Origin of the sequence: uncultured Desulfovibrio sp., assembly GCF_944324505.1 — a bacterium.
In the GTDB taxonomy this organism is placed as follows: Bacteria; Desulfobacterota; Desulfovibrionia; order Desulfovibrionales; family Desulfovibrionaceae; genus Desulfovibrio.
The window spans coordinates 108,605-123,943 of the sequence record NZ_CALUWO010000002.1 but is presented as its reverse complement, the minus strand read 5'-3'; the positions used below and the strand labels follow the sequence as shown (position 1 = coordinate 123,943).

Here is a 15,339-nt window from a genome sequence, read left to right as displayed (position 1 = left end):
GGTGATGTGCCGCGCGGCGGGCGCTGCACAACAGGGTGACGGACCTTAGCATGTTTTGCCCCGTTGGCAAAGGGGCGGGGGACAGTCTGCGGCCGGCAGCAGAAGGGGGGAAGCGGTCAGCCCCTTCCCCCCTGCGCCAGGCCTGTCTGCGGGCCTAGTTCCTGGCGCCGCAGCACTTCTTGTATTTCTTGCCGCTGCCGCAGGGGCAGGGATCGTTGCGCCCCACCTGACGCCCGGCACGGGCCGGGGTGGCCTTGGGGGCCTCCACCTCGCTGCCGCCGAAGTAGGAAAGGTCCTGCTCCTCGTCCTTGTGGCGCAGGTCCAGCTCCGGCGCCGGTTCTTCGGGCGTTTCGGGCTGCACGTGCACGCGGGTCAGGGTGCGGAACACGTTTTCGCGGATGTGGAAGAGCATGTTCTGGAACATTTCAAAGCCGTCACGCTTGTATTCCAGCTTGGGGTCCTTCTGCCCGTAGCCGCGCAGGCCGATGCCGTCACGCAGGGCATCCATGTTGCGCAGGTGTTCCTTCCAGCAGCGGTCCAGCTCTTCCAGCAGGAAGTAGCGCAGAATGGGCTGGTACATGGCCTGGGCCTCTTCCTGGAGCTGCTGGAAGATCTGGTCGATGGCCTTTTCGCAGTCTTCGCGCTCGGGCAGGGGCGAGCCGGGTTCCAGCACGCGGCCCAGATTGAAGATATCGGCCAGGCGGGCCATGACGGCGGCGCGGGTTTCTTCCATGGTGTCGGCATTGGCGTGGTCCAGCTGGCCGTAGGCGTCATCCAGCACGTCGCTGCGGAATTCGCGCAGCACGGGTTCCATATCGGATTCCACCATGATTTCACGGCGCAGGGAGTAGATGACCTCGCGCTGCTGGTTCATGACATTGTCGTAATCCAGCAGGGTCTTGCGGATTTCAAAGTGATGGGCTTCCACCCGCTTCTGGGCGCCTTCCACCGCGCGGGTGACCATGCGGTTTTCGATGGCTTCGCCATCCTTGAGGCCCAGCTTTTCCATGAGGCCCGAAATGCGGTCGGAGCCGAACAGGCGCATGAGGTCATCTTCCAGCGACAGGTAGAAGCGCGAGGAACCGGGGTCGCCCTGACGGCCGGCACGGCCGCGCAGCTGATTGTCGATACGGCGGCTTTCGTGGCGCTCGGTCCCCAGAATGTGCAGGCCGCCCAGTTCGCGCACGCCTTCACCCAGGATGATGTCCGTGCCGCGCCCGGCCATGTTGGTGGCAATGGTGACCTTGCCCTTCTGGCCGGCCTGGGCCACGATTTCGGCTTCCCGCTCGTGCTGCTTGGCATTGAGCACATTATGCGGGATGCCCATGCGCTTGAGGTGGGCAGAGAGCATTTCCGAGGTTTCGATGGAAATGGTGCCCACCAGCACGGGCTGGCCGCTTTCGTACAGTTCCTTGATAGCCTTGAGGATGGCCTCGTACTTTTCCTTGCGGGTACGGAAGATGAGGTCCGGGTAATCCTTGCGGATCATGGGCCGGTTGGGCGGAATGGACACCACGGTCAGATTGTAGATCTGCTGGAATTCCAGCGCCTCGGTATCGGCCGTGCCGGTCATGCCCGACAGCTTGTCGTACAGGCGGAAGTAGTTCTGGAAGGTAATGGAGGCCAGGGTCTGGTTTTCGGCCGCCACGGTAACGCCTTCCTTGGCTTCCAGGGCCTGATGCAGGCCGTCGGAATAGCGGCGGCCTTCCATGGTGCGGCCCGTGAATTCGTCCACGATGACCACTTCGTCATTCTTGACCACATAATCCACATCGCGCTTGAAGACGTGGTGGGCCTTGAGGGATTGCAGGATACCGTGCTGGGCCGCGATATTGGCCGGATCGAAAAGATTTTCGATATGCAGCAGCTCCTCGCAGCGGGCCACGCCCTCTTCGGTGAGCATGGCGGTGCGGGCCTTTTCGTCCACGGTATAGTGCTCGGGAGTGAGCTGGCGCACAATGCCGTCCATGACGCGATAGGTGCTCACGTCCTCGTCGGCCGGGCCGGAAATGATGAGCGGGGTACGGGCCTCGTCAATGAGAATGGAGTCCACTTCGTCCACAATGGCGAAATTGTGGCCGCGCTGCACCAGCTGTTCGGCATAGAACTTCATGTTGTCGCGCAGATAGTCGAAGCCGAATTCGTTGTTGGTGCCGTAGGTGATGTCGGCGGCATAGGCGGCCTTGCGCTGCTCGTCGTCAAGGCCGTGCACGATGATGCCCGTGCTCAGGCCCAGAAAGCTGTAGAGCTTGCCCATCCATTCGGCGTCACGCCGCGCCAGGTAGTCATTGACCGTCACCACATGCACGCCCTTGCCGGAAAGGGCATTGAGCGAAACGGCCAGGGTGGCCACAAGGGTCTTGCCTTCGCCGGTTTTCATTTCGGCAATGCGGCCCTTGTGCAGCACGATGCCGCCGATGAGCTGCACATCATAGTGGCGCATGCCCAGCACGCGGCGCGATGCCTCGCGTACCAGGGCAAAGACGGGGGGCAGCAGGTCGTCCAGGGTGCGCTTGCCTGACTGCACCTCTTCCCGGTACTGCTGCATGCGCGCGGCAAAGTCTTCGTCCGCCAGCTGTTCCATCTCGGGTTCCAGGGCGTTGATGCGCGCCACCAGCGGGCGCAGGCGACGCAGGTAGCGGTCGTTGCTGGTGCCAAAGATTTTCTTGAAGATATAGCCGAACATACGTCTCCTCGGCAGCGGGGCGGCTGCTCTCTGCGGGAAATGCCTGCCGCAGCCCGCGGAAAGGGATTGCGAAAAGGAAGGCGCCGCCGGCACATTGGCGGCAGCGCCAGTCATAGTATAGGCAGCAACGGCCGTTTGGCAATGGGACAAAGGCGCACCGGACCAAAAAGACCGGTGCGCCTTCCTGCGGAGTGCGGCCGTCCGTCCGGCCATGCGCGTCCGCCGGCTAGCCCTGCGGGGGCAGCTCTTCCTTGATGACGGCCTCGCTCTTGATGCGGTCCAGCAGTTCGGCGAAGACGGGCTTCACATGTTCGCGGATGTCACCGGCCACCACCAGAAACAGCAGATCATCCCCGGGCCGGCGTTCTCCGTCGGCCGCCTCGGCCAGAACGGCAAAAATGCCGGGGCGCTGCTCCATTTCCTGGCAGATGGCCGCCATGCGCTGCGGATCGTGACGCACCCGTATGGTACCCACCGGGGCATGCTCCTTGCGCGACCAGCCGCGCACCACGCCGTTATGGACCAGCATCATGCCCACGTGCTCCGTGAAGCCGGGGCGCTTTTTCAGTTCCTGCAATGTACGTGTGATATCCATGAATGCCTCCCGGAATTTTGCCCAGTATAGCCGCTGCGCGCAGGAGGGCAAGGCCCGTTGGAACAGGGGCAGGCGGCCGGCAGGGCAGGCCATGCGTCGTACAAAAAAGGCTTGACCTTTTTATAGTAATGATTATTGTTAAGCCAACAAGGAGCTGAACCATGCATACGAGCCTCAAGGACTTTGCCCTGTACGATATATCCTGGAATCTTTCGCCCGAACATGCCGTGACCATGTACCTGGAATGGGGAAATAACGACTGGCATGCCGAATATCCTCCTGTGCGCTCCAAGGAGGACGTGTCCTACTACTTTGTGGTGGACAACTGGGGGGAAAAGCCTGTGGTACGCCTGGTGCGGAGGAATTCCGAAAATGCGGAAGACCTCATTGCCGTGCCGCTGCCGGAAAGTCTTCTGGATGATTTTCATGCGACCAACGGGACCTGTCGCGGCATCAGCGAACCGACGCCCGCCATCAAGAACTGGCTGCGTCACGAACTGTATCAGTAACATTTCCGGCACCGGGCCGGCATTCCCGCCACGGTGACGGTTCCTCTCCGGCATGATGGCATGCCGGTGTCTCCCGCTCCTGCATCACCAGAGAAAAAGGCCCGCCTGCGGGCCTTTTTCCGTGGGGACAGGCCGTTGCCCTTGTCAGGACGGCACGGGAACTTATTATGAAAGGGACAGATCAGGGCGGCATCCTGCCGCGTAAAAGGAGTTCAGGCATGCAGACAAGCGCACGCAATGTGTTTCAGGGAACGGTGACGGCAATTCACAGCGGGGCGGTCAATGATGAAATCATCATGGCGCTACCCGGCGGCCAGGAAGTGGTGGCCTCCATTACCCAGGCCAGCACCAAGCGCCTGGGCCTTGCCGTGGGCAAGCCTGTGACGGCGCTGGTGAAGGCCAGTTTCGTGATTCTGCTGGAAGACGCCGAAGGCTGGCTGCTTTCCACGCGCAACCAGTTCGCGGGAACGGTGAAGGCCGTTCGGCCCGGTGCGGTCAATACGGAAGTGGACATGGACCTGCCCGGCGGTCTTTCCCTGTGCGCCATCGTGACCATGGACAGTGCCCAGCGCCTGAAACTGGCGCCCGGCAGCAAGGTGACCGCGGCGGTGAAGGCGTCGCACGTCATTCTGGCTGTGGAAAAATAGCGGAAAATGGCATAGACGAAAAAGGCGGGGGATGTTCTCCCGCCTTTTTTCATGGACAAGGAGGAGCGCAATGGGAAGCTGCCATGTGCTGCATTTCAGTCCCACGGGCGGCGTGCTCAAGGCCGCCACGGCATTGGCCCGCGGCATGGCCGAGGCCCGGGGCTGCGAGCTGGAATTCTGGGATCTGACCCGCCGGCAGATGATGCCGCCGGTGTTTGCCGATGGCGATGTGGCCCTGCTGGCCGGACCGGTTTTCGGGGGGCGTATGCCGGCGCTCATGGGCGAGCGCCTGCGGGACACCGTGCAGACGGGCGGAAAGCCCGTGCCGGCCGCGGTGCTGGCCGTTTACGGGAATCGTGCCTACGAGGATGCCCTGCTGGAACTGGCCGACTGGGCCGGGGCCGGCTGCGGCTTTCGCGTGCTGGCCGGGGTGACGGCCCTGGCCGAGCACTCCATGTGCCGCAGCGTGGCGGCGGGGCGCCCCGATGCGGCGGACGAGGCGCAGCTGGAAGACTTTGGCCGGAAGATTGCCGCAAAGATGCAGCAGCCGCATGCCGAGGTTCCGGGCCTGCCCGGCAACCGTCCCTATCGCCAGTGGACCCCCATGCCCGTGACGCCGGTGACCACCGGGGTCTGCATTGCCTGTGGCCGCTGCGTCATGCGCTGCCCCACGGGGGCCATCACCATCGGCAAGCCGGAAGAGATTGACCCGGCGCGCTGCATTCTCTGCATGCGCTGCGTGTCCATCTGTCCGGTGCAGGCCCGCAGCCTGCCCGAGGCAGCCCAGAAGGCCATTGCCCAGAAGCTGGCGCCCGTGGCACAGGTGCACCGCCAGAACGAGCTTTTCCTGTAGACGGAAAGGCGGTCAGCCGGGAGCTGCCGCCGGGCAGGCACACAGGCGAAGGCCCCGCAGACGGGGCCTTGCGCCTTATGGCGTGGGCTGCGCCGCAGCTTCGGCGGCCTTCAGCTCCTCCTGCGAGGGATGGGTGTAGTCCAGCACGGGAACGTCATCTCCCAGCTTGTGGCGGATGGCCCGCAGCATGAGGCCCCGGCTGGGGCAGGGAAAGCCCATGGGCGTACCCTTGGAAATGCAGGAGGCCAGCACCACCACATCAGCGCCGCGATCCCGGAGCATCTGTGCCCGGGCCACGGCCCGCTTGCCGGGGCAGCCGCCGCAGGAAACAAGGCCCATGACCTCGCAGGGTCCCAGGGCGGCAAAGGCGCCCTTGCCCTGAGCCGCAAAGAGCAGGTCCTTGCTGCCGGGGCAGAGGTCTTCCGTCTGCTGGCAGCGGATGATGCCTACCTTTTTCTTCATATGCCTATCCTCCGGGGAAGTGTCCCTGCCGTCAGCCTAGGCGGGCGTCATTTTGCTGGCAAGTGTTTTGCGGCCTGGGTCGATGCTTTTTTCACAAAGCGGGCGGTAAGGCCCGAAAAACGGGCAGACTACGGCCGCAGGGTGGAAAAGACAGTGCCAGGACAGGTAGATGAAGAAAATTTTTTTATGTGAAAAAAGAAGCAATCTCTTGACCTTTTCCGGGCTTGCCGCTAGCGTTGCGGGCAGGGAAAGCATCTTCTTTCCTGTTGTGGCACGCTTCAGCCCCGCGCACGACGCCGTGTGGTGAGGATATGCGGCGTGCGGGACAGTGCCGCAACCTGCCCGCCAACTTCCTGTCTCTCCTGTGAACATCATGATCGTGTGTCTCCTCAGCGTGCGGTCGGCCCTGCCCCGTCGGGCGGGGCTTTTTTTTGCCGTGGGCGGCAGGCCGGGGCGTGTTGCGCTTCGGGCCGTGTGGGCGTATGTTATGTTCTGTTCCAAAACGTCAACCCTGCGGCGGCAAGCCGTCAGAAGCATGACAACCATTGATGATATTCGCGCCCTTCTGGCGCAGGACAAACCGACCATCGGCTCCTGGCTGCAATTTCCTTCCTCCGAAGTGGCGGAGCTGCTGGCCCGTGCCGGATATGACTGGGTGGCGGCCGACATGGAGCACGGCACCTTCGGCCGTTCCGGCCTGACGGACATCTTCCGGGCCATCGAATGCGGCGGGGCGGCGCCCTTTGCCCGTCTGCCGCAGGCCGGCAAGACCGAGATCAAGGCCGCGCTGGAAGCCGGCGCACAGGGCCTGATCTTTCCCATGATCGAAAGCCGCGAACAGCTCAACCAGGCCATCAGCTGGGCCACCTATCCCGGCTATGACGACGGCCGCCTGCCGCAGGAGCCGCTGCGCGAAAACCGCGGCGTGGGCTACTGCCGGGCCAATGCCTTTGGCACCAATATGGAATCCTATATGCGCGACAGGGCCAGCAAGCTCTTTCTTGTGGCGCAGATAGAGCACATCCGCGCCGTGGAGAATCTGGATGCCATTCTGGAGCATCCGCGCCTGGATGCCATCATGGTGGGGCCGTATGACCTTTCCGGCTCCATGGGACTCACGGCACAGTTCGAGCATCCCGACTTTCAGGCGGCCATGCGGCGCATTCACGAGATATGCCGCAGGCACAAGCCGCTCATGGGCCTGCACATCGTGCAGCCCGACGAGGCCGAGCTGGAACGTCAGGTGGCGGCGGGCAGCCGCTTCATCGCCTATGGCATGGATTCCGTCTTTCTCTGGAACGGGGCGCGCCGTCCCCAACTGGCCTAAGCAAGCGAGATTGGCATGAATATCACTGTGTTTGGCGGCTCCGGCTTTCTGGGGTCGCATATCTGTGACAAGCTGTCCGAAGCCGGGCATGCCGTCACCATTGTGGACCCGCACCCCTCGCCGTGGCTGCGCCCGGATCAGACCATGATGACGGGCAGCATCCTTGATGAAGCCACGGTGGAAAAGGCCGTGGCCCATGCCGATGTGGTCTTCAACTATGCGGGCATTGCCGATATCGGCGAGGCCAACCGGCGTCCGGTGGACACGGCCCGCCTCAATGTGCTGGGGAATGTCATGGCCCTGGAAGCCTGCCGCAAGGCCGGGGTCTCCCGCTATGTCTTTGCCAGCTCGCTCTATGTCTACGGCAAGTCCGGCGGCTTCTACCGGTGCAGCAAGCAGGCCTGTGAAATATACATCGAAAACTATCAGGCCATGCACGGCCTGCCCTATACCATCCTGCGCTACGGTTCCCTGTACGGGCCGCGCTCGGATGCGCGCAATGCCATTCACCGCTTTGTGCACGAGGCCCTGACCACAGGCAGCATCACCTATTACGGTGCCCCCACGGCCCTGCGCGAATACGTGCATGTGGATGATGCCTCCACGGCCACGGTCATGGTGCTGGGGCCGGAATTTGCCAATCAGAACATCATCATTTCCGGCAATCAGCCCATGCGTGTGGGAGATCTCTTCAAGATGATCGGCGAGATGCTGGGCAAGGAACTGACCATCAACTATCAGAATGACCCCAACAGCGGCCATTACCAGATCACGCCCTATGCCTTCATGCCCAAGGTGGGCCGCAAGCTGGTGCCGCCGCTGACCGTGGACCTTGGCCAGGGCATCCTGCGTGCCATGGAGGAAGCCCACCGCGAAGCCCACCCCGAGCTTCAGGCCGAGGGCGGCTATCTTGTGCCTACCGATGACTAGACCCTTCTGGCCGCGTGCCCGTCCGGCATGCGGCCGGTGATGGAGGAACCGGCGGCCCCGCGCCCCGGGTTTCCCGTGCTGTCCCCCGACGCAAAGGAGCATTCATGAACATCATTGCCATCATTCCCGCCCGCATGGGTTCCAGCCGCTTTCCCGGCAAACCCCTGGCCCTTATTCACGGCACGCCCATGGTGGGCCATGTGGCCTTCCGCACGGCCATGAGCGGCATCCTGTCCGATACCTATGTGGCCACCTGTGACGAAATCATCGAAAACTACTGCCGGGACGCGGGCCTCAAGTGCGTCATGACCGGCGATCATCACGTGCGCTGCTCCACCCGTACCGCCGAGGCCCTGCTCAAGATCGAGGCGCAGACCGGCAAGCGGGTGGACATTGTTGTCATGGTGCAGGGTGATGAACCCATGATCACGCCGGACATGATCGATGCCGCCGTGCAGCCCATGCTGGATGATCCGAGCATCAATGTGGTCAATCTCATGGCCGACATGGAGACCCTGGAAGAGTTTGAGGACCCCAACGAGGTCAAGGTGGTGGTGGACTGCCATAGCGATGCCCTCTACTTCTCCCGTGAGCCTATCCCCTCCCGCAAGAAGGGATCGGACGTGGTGCCCATGCGCAAGCAGGTCTGCATCATTCCCTTCCGCCGCGACTACCTCATCCGCTTCAACGAAATGCCGGAAATGCCCCTGGAAATCTATGAATCCGTGGACATGATGCGCATTCTGGAGCATGGCGAAAAGGTGCGCATGGTCCCCACCGACAAGCGCACCTTCAGCGTGGATACGCCCGAAGACCTGGCCCGCGTGACCCAGTACATGGAAAATGATCCCCTTATGCAGGAGTACAGCAAGTAGATGAAGGCCCGTATGCGCCTTCTTCTTGCGCTTGAGGAGCTGTGGGTATTCCTCTTCGGATGGATACCCACGCCCCTGGGGCGCGTGGTGCGGCTTGTCACCTGGCGCTGGATGTTTGCGCGGTGCGGGCTGGTGCGCTTCAATACCGGCATCGGCATGATCGGCTGTCACAATATGCGGCTGGGCAATGGCGTGCGGGTGGGGCGCAACTGCATCCTCACGGCGGGCAACGGCAAGCTGGATGTGGCAGACAATGTTTCCCTGTCGCCCGGCGTGCATCTGTGTGCCGATGGCGGCAGCATCTCCATCGGTGCCAAAAGTGCCATCGGCCCCGGTACGGTGGTGCGCTCGGCCAACCATTGCTTCACCCGGCAGGATGTCCCCATCATGGAACAGGGACATGAGCCGGGTGTCGTCGTTATTGGGGAAGATGTCTGGATCGCGGCCAACTGCACGGTGACGCCCAATGTGCGCATCGGCAAAGGGGCCGTGGTGGGCGCGGGCGCTGTGGTGACCCGCGATGTGGAACCGTTCACCATCGTTGCCGGGGTGCCGGCCCGTCCCATCGGCCGGCGCGGCGAGAACGAATGCCGCGTTCAGGCCGAACAGATGGACGACGACATGTACTAGGCCTTTCCGTTTTCTTCTGCGGGGAGAGGTGCCGCGCCTCTCCCCGTTTTTTCGTTTGTCTTCATGCCGTATGTCCTTCCGGCCGCGGGCCGGGGCAGGCGGTTGACCTGTCCGGTCTGGAGCCGGCCAGGTGTTCAGGAGTGTTCATGTCCCTGCAATGTCTTGTTTTTGATTGTGATGGCGTCATTCTGGACAGTGTTCCGGTCAAGACGCGGGCCTTTGCCCGCCTGGCGGAACCCTATGGCGAGGAAGCCCGCGACCGCTTTGTCATGTATCACACGGTGCATGGCGGGGTGAGCCGCTACCGGAAGTTCCAGTGGTTCTTCCGCGAGATTCTGGGCAGGGACATCAGCCCGGAGGAATCGCAGGAATGGGGCGAGCGCTTTGCGCAGTATGCCCTGGACGAGGTGCGGCGCTGTCCGCTCATTGCCGGAGCGCAGCAGACGCTGGAGCACTGGCACGGGCGGCTGCCCCTCTATGTCTGTTCGGGGACGCCCACGGAAGAATTGTGCACCATCCTGCAGGAACGGGGGCTGTTTTCGCTGTTTACGGGCGTGTATGGTTCGCCGCCGGCCAAGGCCGAACGGCTGGCCCAGATCGTGCGCCAGGCCGGCCTGGATCCGGCCGATGTGCTCATGGTGGGCGATGCCCTCACGGACCGCAATGCCGCCGAAAGCGTGGGCACGCAGTTCTACGGTGTGGGGCCGGAGCTGAAGGGCGGCGACATTCCGTGGGGGCCGGATCTGACGGCGCTCAATGCCTGGATTGCGGAGCGCCTGTGATGCCGTGGCTGTTTCTGCGCCGCCTGGCCCTGCTGCTGGCGCTTTTGCCCGTGCTGGCACTGGCTGCCTGCGACACTGGCGACAGGGAAAAGAAGCCGGCTGCGCCGGCAGCGGAGCCGGCCCCGTCTGCTGAAAAGGTCGCCCCGTCCGGGACGACACAGGCAGATACGTCCGCGCCGGCTCCCCGCACCTATCTGCCCCGGCAGTGGCGCGAAATGCGGGAGGAAGCACCCGCCGGCGAAGAAGAGCTGCGCCGCGCCAATGTCTGTCTGGAGTACGCCAATGCCATGACGGAATGGATGCTGTCCAAGGATGCCGGCTATGCCCTGTGGCTGTACGTCAGCGCAGACCATTACATGCGCCATGCCGCCCTGCCCAGGCTCACGCCCCGTCCTGCCGCCTTTGCCCGCACGGCTGCCCTGAAACCGCCGGCAGTATGGCCCCAGGCCTCGGCCGACGCCATCACGGCATCCCTGAAGGCCATGGATGCCGCCGTGGACAGGGAGCGGCAGCTCTACACCGCCCTCACGGACTATGCGCTGGACGAGACCATTGTGGATGACGGCAAAAAGGGACGGGAGCTGCTGACATCCATTGCCCGGCAGTGGGAAGCCTACGAGGATGCCCGCCGGCGCATTGCCCAGGAGGTGGAAAGCGAGGCCCGTGCCGCCGAGGCCGTGACCCTCAAGGGCCATCCGCTCCGGCCGCAGATTCTGGCCGTGCGTCTGTTCTTCCGCCGCATGCGGGATGCCCGTGCCCTGCTGGGGGAAAATGAGGCAGATGCCCAGAGTCTGACGGCCTGGCATGCTGAATTGCAGGGCATTCTGGATGAGGCGGCCTTTCTGCCCTTTGCCGTGCCGGGGGAAAGCGAGCGCCTGTGGCGCGCCTTTCTGCGCACGGCCCGCGCCTTTCCCGATGCCGTGGCCGTGGGTCTGTCCCAGGGCTTTCACCCTGCGGTGCGCAAGGCCCTCAATGCGGCCTATGTGGAGGCGGAAAAAAGCTACAATGCCTTTGCGGCCTCGGTGAAGTAGGGCCTGCGCGCGACGCCGCACGCCGTAGCCGCTACGGCGTTTTCCCGGCTTCTGGGAGCAGCCGCCGGGAAGAAGGCGCAGGGGCACAGCCGGGCGGGTCGTGTCTCCCCATGTTCCTCATGCTCCCGTCCATACGGCCAGGCCGGGGGGAAGGTCTCGCAGCCAGGTTTTGCCGTCGCTGGGGTCAGGTCCCGTGCTCCCCGCGGGCAAACCACATTCCATCTGCATACGCGTCTGATGCGGGAACTGACCACCCCGTCTGTCGCCGTGCCGGCAACAGGAGCCGCGCTCAGCACGCACAACCGGGCACCGGGCGTTCCCTGGTGGCGTGGCTGGCAGAGCTGTCGTGCAGCAGAAAGTCGGAGCGGCACAGCATGCCGTCACGCGGGGGGCCAGATGGGCGCTGTGGGCGCCGTGCTTCAGACGGATGGGGGGGACGGAACTGCGCCATGGTCGCCAGACCACAGGGCGTCCAGCTCTGGAATGCGCCCGGGCGCGTAGACCACGCGGGTCAGGGCCAGCCCCTGCGGCGGCGCCGTGGGCGTGGGCAGGGCGCGACGGTCCCGGGCCGCCAGCAGCGCCGGTACCCGGGAGCTGTCCAGACGGCCGCGTCCGCAGGCCGCCAGCAGGCCGGCCACGTTGCGGACCATCTGTTTGAGAAAGCCGGTGGCCGTGATGCGCAGGCGCAGGGCCGGCACATGCGGCGGGTACAGGGGCACGGCCGGCAGCGGTTCCAGGCTGGCGTGCAGCACCCGGCGCACCGTGTCCCGGACCGGCGTGCCCGTATTCTGGAAGCTGGCGAAGTCATGCTGCCCCGTGAGCTGCACCAGCGCCTCGCGCATGGGGCCGGGGTCCAGCGGACCGCATGCCCACACAAAGGGGGCCAGACGGGGCGGCACAAAGGCCGGTTCCCGCCAGAAGTCGTAACAGTAGGTCTTGTGCAGGGCATCCACGCGGGCATGAAAGTCCGTCGGGGCGGGAACCGCCAGCAGCACGCGAATATCCGGCGGCAGCAGGCTGTTCAGGGCATGGCGCCAGGGCAGACCGGCGCGCCTGTCGGGTACGTCCGCATGGGCTACCTGCCCGTGGGCATGCACGCCGGCATCGGTGCGCCCCGAACCAAAGACCCGTATGCTTCCGGCGCAAAGGCGGGAGAGCGCCTGCTCCACCCTGCCTTGAATGGTGGGCGGGGGCGAGGGGCTTTCCTGGATTTGCCAGCCGCTGTAGCGGCTGCCGTCATAGGCCAGAAGCAGGCAGAGACGCATGGGAACTCCTTCCGCCGGACAGACGCGGACCGCTGTGCCGGAGGCTCGTTGCGAAGGACGCGCCGTGGCGGGAAGTGAACCCTCCCGCCCGTCAGCGCTGTATCAGGCAAAGAAGCGCGCGGCGTGATTGACCGGACCGCAGCCCTTGCCGGGGGCATAGCTTTTGCGCAGGGCCAGATTGAGGAATTCCTGGGCCTGCGTCACGGCCACCGACAGGGGCAGGCCCTTGCCCAGACCGGTGGCAATGGCGGCCGACAGCGAGCAGCCGGTACCGTGGTTGTTGGTGGTTTCCACCTTGGGCTGCGGCAGGGTCCTGGGGGCTTCGCCCCTGATGAGCAGGCAGTCCGTCACCACCACCGAGCTGTCCATGTGGCCGCCCTTGACCAGAACGGCCCTGGCGCCCATTTTGATGAGCTTTTCCGCCGCGGTGAAGGCATCGTCGGCATTGTTGATGGGCATGCCGGCCAGCATTTCCGCTTCGGGGCGATTGGGCGTGAGCAGGGTACAGAGGGGAATCATGTCTTCCTTGAGCGCTTCCACGGCATCCTGGCGGAGCAGGGCGCTGCCGCTCTGGCTCACGGATACCGGGTCCACCACCAGCGGAAAGGCCGTCTGGCGCAGCACGTCTGCCAGGGCGCGGATGATGCCCGTGGAAAAGAGCATGCCGGTCTTGGCGGCAGCCACACGAAAGCCTTCCAGCACGGTGCGCAGTTGCAGCGCTACGAATTCCGGCTCAGGAGCATGAATGCCGCGCACGCCCAGACCGTTCTGCGCCGTCAGGGCCGTAATGACGCTCATGCCGTAGCCGCCAAGGGCCATGATGGTCTTGAGGTCGGCCTGAATGCCGGCGCCTCCGCCGGAATCGGAACCGGCAATGGTGAGAATGTTGGGGGGGGTGAGCATGGCTGGCCTCCTGGGTTCCGCGGGGTTGGGCGCTGCGCCGGCAGAGGCGGGCGCGAAACGCCATAAAAAAGGGGCAGGGAAAGCATACCCTGCCCCTGTGTCTCCTGCAACGGGGGGCCGGTACCCCGGCCTCCCCGTCAGGATGCGACGACTACACGGTATCGATATCAGGTGCCCCTTCAATGGGCTTGCGGGCCAGCACCAGGAAGGCAACCAGCGCCACCACGGCCGACGCGATGCCCACGGCATCGGCATAGGCGATGGGCATGCCCAGACCCATGTTGGGTTCATAGCAGATGTAGGACATGCAGACCGAGGTCATGAAGGTGGCCGGCACGGTGCATACCCAGTGCAGGCGATGCTTGCGGTACAGGTAGGCAGCGGCAGCCCACAGCATGATGGCGGCCAGGGCCTGGTTGGCAAAGCCGAAGTACCGCCAGATGATGTTGAAGTCCACATTGGCCAGAATGACGCCGATCACAAAGATGGGTACGGCAATGGCCAGACGGGCCGGAATGGAGCGCTGGGAGATGTTGAACACTTCGGCAATGGTCAGACGCGCCGCGCGGAAGGCCGTGTCGCCGGAGGTCACCGGCAGGGCCACCACGCCCAGAATGGCCAGCACGCCGCCAAAGGAACCCATGAGCGCCAGGGAGGTTTCCGTCACCACGTTGCCGGGGCCGCCGGCGCTGATGGCCGCATTGAGGGCATCGGGGCTGGTGTAGAACGTCATGCCCACCGTGGCCCAGACCAGGCCGATGAGACCTTCGGCCACCATGCCGCCGTAGAAGACGGCGCGCCCCTGCTTTTCATTGCCCAGACAGCGGGCCATGAGCGGCGACTGCGTGGCATGGAAGCCGGACAGGGCGCCGCAGGCAATGGTGATGAAGACCAGCGGATAGACGGGCAGCTGCTGGGGATGGGTGTTTTCCCACTTCAGCCAGTTGTAGAAGCCGTTGTCGGCCACGAACATGCCCACGGTCATGCCCACGGCCATGATGATGAGCACGGCCCCGAACACGGGGTAGAAGCGGCCGATGATCTTGTCAATGGGCAGAATGGTGGCCAGGAAGTAGTAGGCAAAGATGACCGCGATCCAGAAGGTGATGTTCAGGGATTCGGGGGTCAGCTTGGCCAGCAGGCCGGCGGGAGCCGCCACAAAGACCACGCCCACCAGAAGCAGCAGCACCACGGCAAAGACGCGCATGACCTGTTTGGCCGCGTTGCCGAGGTTGTAGCCCACAATGGTGGGCACATTGGCGCCGTTGTAGCGCACGGACAGCATGCCCGAAAAATAGTCATGCACGGCACCCGCAAAGATGGTGCCGATGACAATCCAGAGCAGGGCGGAAGGCCCGTAGAGCGCGCCCAGAATGGGGCCGAAAACCGGACCGACGCCTGCGATGTTAAGCAGCTGGATGAGCCACACCTTCCACATGGGCATTTCCACGTAGTCCACACCGTCGGCCATGGTTTTGGCCGGGGTGGGCCGGCTGGCGTCGGCACCGAAAATCTTGGTGATGATGGTGCCGTAGACATAGTAGCCTACAAGGAGCGCCACTACCGCAAGCAAGAAATAGACGGAATTGGGCATGGAACCCTCCCTCAGAAACAGAATTTGCCGCGTACGTGGCGGCATTTCAGGCGGAGCTTGCCGTAGCATGCCACGTATTTTGCGTCAAGGGGCGCGTCCCATGGCTTTCCTTGACCCGCAGCTGGTTTCTCTATTTATAGTAATCATAATTATTACATGTCAATGGGCCGTTTTTGGAATGATTTCCCCTTGTGGGAATTGTTTCTCCTGGCATGGCAGGGGAAAGGCTCTTCACAACCTGCAGGCAGCG

The 15,339-nt window shown here is 63.8% G+C and carries 16 protein-coding genes; 9 read left to right on the top strand and 7 right to left on the bottom strand.

What is annotated here, in order from left to right; translation table 11 throughout:
• Positions 1-154: 154 nt before the first annotated feature.
• Together secA and Q0J57_RS03190 are read right to left on the bottom strand one after the other, a co-directional pair.
• Positions 155-2,686, bottom strand: a complete 2,532-nt coding sequence (gene secA / locus Q0J57_RS03195; protein WP_297217038.1) for a preprotein translocase subunit SecA — start codon at positions 2,684-2,686, stop codon at positions 155-157.
• Positions 2,687-2,912: 226 nt separating this feature from the next.
• Entirely contained in the window at positions 2,913-3,281 is a 369-nt protein-coding gene (locus Q0J57_RS03190; protein WP_297217035.1) for a molybdenum cofactor biosynthesis protein MoaE, read from the bottom strand.
• Between the two features lie 161 nt (positions 3,282-3,442).
• On the opposite strand from Q0J57_RS03190, the gene Q0J57_RS03185 reads away from it, so the two are divergent.
• The 3 genes from Q0J57_RS03185 to Q0J57_RS03175 all read left to right on the top strand — a co-directional run bounded on the left by Q0J57_RS03185 (position 3,443) and on the right by Q0J57_RS03175 (position 5,290).
• A complete protein-coding gene (locus Q0J57_RS03185; protein ID WP_297217034.1) occupies positions 3,443-3,790 on the top strand; it encodes a DVU0772 family protein in 348 nt (115 codons plus the stop codon).
• 218 nt (positions 3,791-4,008) lie between these two features.
• The gene (locus Q0J57_RS03180; RefSeq protein ID WP_297217033.1) at positions 4,009-4,437 is read left to right on the top strand and encodes a TOBE domain-containing protein; all 429 of its coding nucleotides are present in this window, start codon (positions 4,009-4,011) and stop codon (positions 4,435-4,437) included.
• 70 nt (positions 4,438-4,507) lie between these two features.
• Positions 4,508-5,290, top strand: coding sequence for a 4Fe-4S binding protein (locus tag Q0J57_RS03175; protein ID WP_297217032.1), 783 nt, complete (start codon positions 4,508-4,510; stop codon positions 5,288-5,290).
• Between the two features lie 75 nt (positions 5,291-5,365).
• Here the strand turns inward: Q0J57_RS03175 and Q0J57_RS03170 are convergent, their stop codons facing one another.
• Positions 5,366-5,752: a CGGC domain-containing protein gene (locus tag Q0J57_RS03170; protein ID WP_297217031.1), complete on the bottom strand. Its 387-nt coding sequence runs from the start codon at positions 5,750-5,752 to the stop codon at positions 5,366-5,368.
• Positions 5,753-5,788: 36 nt separating this feature from the next.
• Positions 5,789-6,127: a hypothetical protein gene (locus Q0J57_RS03165; protein ID WP_297217029.1), complete on the bottom strand. Its 339-nt coding sequence runs from the start codon at positions 6,125-6,127 to the stop codon at positions 5,789-5,791.
• A 160-nt stretch (positions 6,128-6,287) separates the two neighbouring features.
• On the opposite strand from Q0J57_RS03165, the gene Q0J57_RS03160 reads away from it, so the two are divergent.
• The 6 genes from Q0J57_RS03160 to Q0J57_RS03135 all read left to right on the top strand — a co-directional run bounded on the left by Q0J57_RS03160 (position 6,288) and on the right by Q0J57_RS03135 (position 11,327).
• On the top strand, positions 6,288-7,079 hold the full coding sequence (locus tag Q0J57_RS03160; RefSeq protein ID WP_297217027.1) for an aldolase/citrate lyase family protein: 792 nt from the start codon (positions 6,288-6,290) through the stop codon (positions 7,077-7,079).
• Positions 7,080-7,094: 15 nt separating this feature from the next.
• Positions 7,095-8,009 (top strand): NAD(P)-dependent oxidoreductase, encoded by a 915-nt coding sequence (locus Q0J57_RS03155; RefSeq protein WP_297217025.1) that lies wholly within the window; start codon positions 7,095-7,097, stop codon positions 8,007-8,009.
• A 104-nt stretch (positions 8,010-8,113) separates the two neighbouring features.
• Positions 8,114-8,884: a 3-deoxy-manno-octulosonate cytidylyltransferase gene (locus Q0J57_RS03150; RefSeq protein ID WP_297217024.1), complete on the top strand. Its 771-nt coding sequence runs from the start codon at positions 8,114-8,116 to the stop codon at positions 8,882-8,884.
• A gap of 12 nt (positions 8,885-8,896) precedes the next feature.
• Entirely contained in the window at positions 8,897-9,514 is a 618-nt protein-coding gene (locus tag Q0J57_RS03145; RefSeq protein WP_297217022.1) for an acyltransferase, read from the top strand.
• A gap of 146 nt (positions 9,515-9,660) precedes the next feature.
• Positions 9,661-10,296 carry an HAD family hydrolase gene (locus Q0J57_RS03140; protein ID WP_297217020.1) on the top strand — a complete coding sequence of 212 codons (636 nt, stop codon included), beginning with the start codon at positions 9,661-9,663 and terminating at the stop codon, positions 10,294-10,296.
• Entirely contained in the window at positions 10,293-11,327 is a 1,035-nt protein-coding gene (locus tag Q0J57_RS03135) for a hypothetical protein (RefSeq protein WP_297217018.1), read from the top strand. Before Q0J57_RS03140 ends, Q0J57_RS03135 begins: the two co-directional genes overlap by 4 nt.
• A 419-nt stretch (positions 11,328-11,746) precedes the next feature.
• Here Q0J57_RS03135 and truA read toward each other — a convergent pair whose 3' ends face one another.
• From truA to Q0J57_RS03120, 3 genes are all read right to left on the bottom strand, one after another.
• On the bottom strand, positions 11,747-12,592 hold the full coding sequence (truA, locus tag Q0J57_RS03130; protein ID WP_297217016.1) for a tRNA pseudouridine(38-40) synthase TruA: 846 nt from the start codon (positions 12,590-12,592) through the stop codon (positions 11,747-11,749).
• Between the two features lie 102 nt (positions 12,593-12,694).
• A complete protein-coding gene (thiD, locus tag Q0J57_RS03125) occupies positions 12,695-13,495 on the bottom strand; it encodes a bifunctional hydroxymethylpyrimidine kinase/phosphomethylpyrimidine kinase (protein ID WP_297217013.1) in 801 nt (266 codons plus the stop codon).
• A 151-nt stretch (positions 13,496-13,646) separates the two neighbouring features.
• Positions 13,647-15,089 carry a carbon starvation CstA family protein gene (locus tag Q0J57_RS03120; protein ID WP_297217011.1) on the bottom strand — a complete coding sequence of 481 codons (1,443 nt, stop codon included), beginning with the start codon at positions 15,087-15,089 and terminating at the stop codon, positions 13,647-13,649.
• Positions 15,090-15,339 lie beyond the last annotated feature (250 nt).

Coding starts and splice junctions, on each gene's coding strand:
- secA (WP_297217038.1), bottom strand. CDS start 2,686: ATGTTCGGCTATATCTTCAAGAAAATCTTTGGCACCAGCAACGACCGC.
- Q0J57_RS03190 (WP_297217035.1), bottom strand. CDS start 3,281: ATGGATATCACACGTACATTGCAGGAACTGAAAAAGCGCCCCGGCTTC.
- Q0J57_RS03185 (WP_297217034.1), top strand. CDS start 3,443: ATGCATACGAGCCTCAAGGACTTTGCCCTGTACGATATATCCTGGAAT.
- Q0J57_RS03180 (WP_297217033.1), top strand. CDS start 4,009: ATGCAGACAAGCGCACGCAATGTGTTTCAGGGAACGGTGACGGCAATT.
- Q0J57_RS03175 (WP_297217032.1), top strand. CDS start 4,508: ATGGGAAGCTGCCATGTGCTGCATTTCAGTCCCACGGGCGGCGTGCTC.
- Q0J57_RS03170 (WP_297217031.1), bottom strand. CDS start 5,752: ATGAAGAAAAAGGTAGGCATCATCCGCTGCCAGCAGACGGAAGACCTC.
- Q0J57_RS03165 (WP_297217029.1), bottom strand. CDS start 6,127: ATGATGTTCACAGGAGAGACAGGAAGTTGGCGGGCAGGTTGCGGCACT.
- Q0J57_RS03160 (WP_297217027.1), top strand. CDS start 6,288: ATGACAACCATTGATGATATTCGCGCCCTTCTGGCGCAGGACAAACCG.
- Q0J57_RS03155 (WP_297217025.1), top strand. CDS start 7,095: ATGAATATCACTGTGTTTGGCGGCTCCGGCTTTCTGGGGTCGCATATC.
- Q0J57_RS03150 (WP_297217024.1), top strand. CDS start 8,114: ATGAACATCATTGCCATCATTCCCGCCCGCATGGGTTCCAGCCGCTTT.
- Q0J57_RS03145 (WP_297217022.1), top strand. CDS start 8,897: ATGCGCCTTCTTCTTGCGCTTGAGGAGCTGTGGGTATTCCTCTTCGGA.
- Q0J57_RS03140 (WP_297217020.1), top strand. CDS start 9,661: ATGTCCCTGCAATGTCTTGTTTTTGATTGTGATGGCGTCATTCTGGAC.
- truA (WP_297217016.1), bottom strand. CDS start 12,592: ATGCGTCTCTGCCTGCTTCTGGCCTATGACGGCAGCCGCTACAGCGGC.
- thiD (WP_297217013.1), bottom strand. CDS start 13,495: ATGCTCACCCCCCCCAACATTCTCACCATTGCCGGTTCCGATTCCGGC.
- Q0J57_RS03120 (WP_297217011.1), bottom strand. CDS start 15,089: ATGCCCAATTCCGTCTATTTCTTGCTTGCGGTAGTGGCGCTCCTTGTA.